General features: G+C 73.6%; 4 protein-coding genes. 1 reads left to right on the plus strand and 3 read right to left on the minus strand.

Annotated features, from left to right (window positions below; genetic code table 11):
* Window positions 1-87: 87 nt before the first annotated feature.
* The 3 genes from ACWGJO_RS41310 to ACWGJO_RS41320 form a co-directional block, all read right to left on the minus strand.
* Window positions 88-438, minus strand: a complete 351-nt coding sequence (locus ACWGJO_RS41310; protein ID WP_452190925.1) for a 5-carboxymethyl-2-hydroxymuconate Delta-isomerase — start codon at window positions 436-438, stop codon at window positions 88-90.
* Between the two features lie 136 nt (window positions 439-574).
* Complete coding sequence (locus tag ACWGJO_RS41315; protein ID WP_359915598.1) at window positions 575-967, minus strand: ribonuclease; 393 nt, start codon at window positions 965-967, stop codon at window positions 575-577.
* Between the two features lie 114 nt (window positions 968-1,081).
* Entirely contained in the window at window positions 1,082-2,152 is a 1,071-nt protein-coding gene (locus ACWGJO_RS41320; protein ID WP_452190926.1) for a phosphatidylinositol-specific phospholipase C domain-containing protein, read from the minus strand.
* Between the two features lie 302 nt (window positions 2,153-2,454).
* Between ACWGJO_RS41320 and ACWGJO_RS41325 the strand changes: the two genes are divergently transcribed.
* Window positions 2,455-3,099, plus strand: coding sequence for a dihydrofolate reductase family protein (locus tag ACWGJO_RS41325; protein WP_452190927.1), 645 nt, complete (start codon window positions 2,455-2,457; stop codon window positions 3,097-3,099).
* The last annotated feature ends 160 nt before the right edge of the window (window positions 3,100-3,259 follow it).

Here is a 3,259-nt window from a genome sequence, read left to right on the forward strand (position 1 = left end):
GGACCCGGTGGCAGGGCTCGAAGTTCACGGCTCGGAGTCCGGGGCTCAGTCGCCGGGGCTCGGAGTCCGGGGCTCAGCGGCCGGGGCTCAGCGGCCGGGGTGGTGGACGAACCGGTAGGTGTCCCGGTCGAGTTCGGTGACCTGGACGCCGATCGCGGCGGGCCGGTCGATCCGGGCGCGCAGGGCGGCGAGCACCCGGTCGGTCAGTTCGGCGCGCTGCTCAGCGCTGCGGCCGGCCAGGATCTTCACCTCGACCAGCACCACGGCCTCGCCGCTCGTCCCGTCGCCGACGTGGTGCCGGCCGGCGGGGCGGAAGAGCGTCTTGCAGTCCGCCACCGTGGTGTCGATCACCTCGGTGATCGCCTGGTGAACCTCGGCGGCCAGCGCCGCCCGGTCGAAGTCGAGTTCGGCCGAGTGGTCGACCAGGATCTGCGGCACGGGAACCTCCAGGAGTCGTTGCCGGACGCCCCGACGCTATCGGACGCGCCCGGGGCCCCGGCGCGGGGTACGGCGCCGGGGCCCCGGAGGTGCCCGGTGGATCGGTGAGCGGTGAAACGGTGGAGCGGTGGCCGGTTCAGCAGCCGAAGTTGATCTTGCGGAAGGTCACGTAGTGGTCGGCGGTGTAGTAGTCCTCGTGGTACTGCTTGCCGGTGACGATGCGACGGGCGCCGCGGGTCGGCGAGCCCGGGGTGACCACGGTGTACTCGTGGTAGTAGCCGGAGGACTGCGCGGGCAGCACACGCTCCCGGTTCTGGAAGACGACGCCGTCCTGGCTGTACGGGAAGGGACCGCCGGAGGCGATCAGGTCGAGGGTGGTGCCGGCCTGGGAGGGCAGGGCGGACAGGCACACCGAGCCGCTCACCGCGGCCTGTGCCTCGGTCGCGACGGCGATCGGCGCGAGGGTGACCAGGGCAACGGCGGCGGTGGCGGCGACGCGGGTCTTCCACGCGCGTAGAGTTCGGGTCATGACAACCAGGATGGCGGCGGCCGGGAGCCATCGGAAGCCCCGTTCCAACTCTTCACCTCCGGTCAACTCGACATACCCGTCAGGGCCTCGACCCGGTCAGCCGCCGGGCCGGCCTCAGCCGCGCGACAGCACCAGCGACTGCACCGCCGGGAGCCTGCGCCAGTCGCTGGAGACGATGCTCGCGTGCGCCTTCGCCAGCTGCTCAGTGCGGGCCCGGGCCTGGTCCGCGGTCGGGTCCGTACCGCTGATCTCCGGCGCGACCAGGTGGGAGTCCGTCATCACCAGCAGGTAGTGGGCGTTGTCGTACCAGGCGGTGTCGACGGTCCTGGCGTAGGTGGAGGCGTCACCGTCGAAGACCACGAACCAGGGCCGGATCGAGGCGTCCGCGCCGGTGTACTGGCCGCGCGGGTCGCCGGTGGCGGCGCCGAGCACGGAGGGGAACACCTGCGCCTGGCCGATCCGGCCGGCCGCCGCCAGGTCGCGCAGGTGCCGGCCCTGCTCGACGTCGGTGTGCAGGGTGTCGAAGGGGTTGCCGAGTTCGACCGTGCCCGGGATCGCGTACAGCAGCACCTTCCCGGCCAGCGCCGAGCGGCTCGGCCAGGCGCCCGCCCGCACCGCCTCGTCGACGCTCGCGTACGAGCCGCCGCCGGGCCTGGCCAGCAGGTCGGCCGGGCGCAGCACGGCGGAGCCGAGGTGCTGGGCGATCAGCGCGTCCAGCTGGTCCGGGCCCATCCCGAGGTTCGCCGAGTAGCCCGGCTTGAGCTCCAGTTTGATCACCAGCGGCCCGGCGCCCGGGTGCGCCCCGAGCCAGACCCGGACGTCGTCCAGGCAGCTCTCCAGGTTCTGGTCGGTGCCGCCCGCGTACAGCTGCGCGGGGGTGCTCGCGGCGGTGCAGTTGTTGGAGTTGCCGAACGGGTTGGAGTGGCTGACCTGCCACGTCTTGGTGAAGACGTTCGGCCAGAGGTCCAGCTCGATCATGCCGGTGCCGGTGTCCAGGCCCTGGGCGAGGTACGGGAACGCGGCCGGGTCGTAGGTGTTGTGCAGGCCGACGGTGGTCGCGGAGCCGAACGGCAGGTCGCCCGACCCGCCCGTGGTGGCGTCGGCAGGGGCGGTCGGGATCAGGGCCGCCGCGGCGGCCATCAGGCCGGCGGCCAGGAATCCGGTCAGGGTGCGGCGTACGGTCATCGGAACGGTCCCCCCAAGTCACGGGATGCCGGCCGCCCTGCTCCCGGGCAGCCTGACGAAGCATCGCCCGCCCGGGCGTGCTCAGGATGAAGAAGGCACGACAATAGCGTGACGGCTGCACCGCTTCTCCCCCGCTCCCCTCCCCTTCCTCCACGCGCTCACCATCCGCCGCACCCGCCACGCCCGAGGACGGTGACGGAACGTCGGGGCTCGGTGGCTCCAGGCTAGTTTGGCCCAGGCGCGGGGTGCGGGCGGTCCGCATCCGACACACGCGTGAGGCGCGCAGAGCGGCGGAGGAACCGATGTCCCTGGTCCGGGTCCACAACTTCTCGATCTCCCTGGACGGCTACGGCACGGGCGAGGGCCAGAGCCTCGACGCGCCGTTCGGCCACGCCGCCGACCGGCTGCACCGCTGGTTCTTCGACACCCGGACGTTCCGGCGGATGAACGGCAAGGAGGGCGGAGACACCGGCGTGGACGACGCGATGGCCCGCACCTGGGGCGACGGCATCGGCGCGGAGATCATGGGCCGCAACAAGTTCGGCCCGCAGCGCGGCCCCTGGCAGGACGAGGACTGGCGGGGCTGGTGGGGGCCGAACCCGCCGTTCCACACGCCGGTCTTCGTGCTCACCCACCACCCGCGCCCCTCCCTGGAGATGGACGGCGGGACGGTCTTCCACTTCCTCGACGCCTCCCCCGAGGAGGCGCTGCGCCGGGCCCGGGAGGCGGCCGGCGGCCTGGACGTGCGGATCGGCGGCGGCCCGAGCACCGTCCGGGCCTTCCTGGAGGCCGATCTGATCGACCACCTGCACGTGGTCGTGGTGCCGGTGCTGCTCGGCCGGGGGGAGCCGCTCTGGGGCGGGCTCGAAGGGCTGGAGCGGCGCTTTCGCACCGAGGCGGTGACCAGTCCGAGCGGCGTCACCCACTACACCTTCACCAGGCCGTAGCCGGCCCCCGGCCCCGGCCGCTCCGGAACGGACTGCGGCGGCCTCCCCGCAGGGGCGGGGGGGGCCGCGCCCGCGGGGGCCCCCCCCCCCGGCGGGGGTGGCCCGGGGGGGGCTGAGACCCGCGGGGCCGCGCTGAGGACCGAAAGGGCTGTGGCCGGCG

It is taken from the genome of Kitasatospora sp. NPDC054795, from assembly GCF_053611565.1.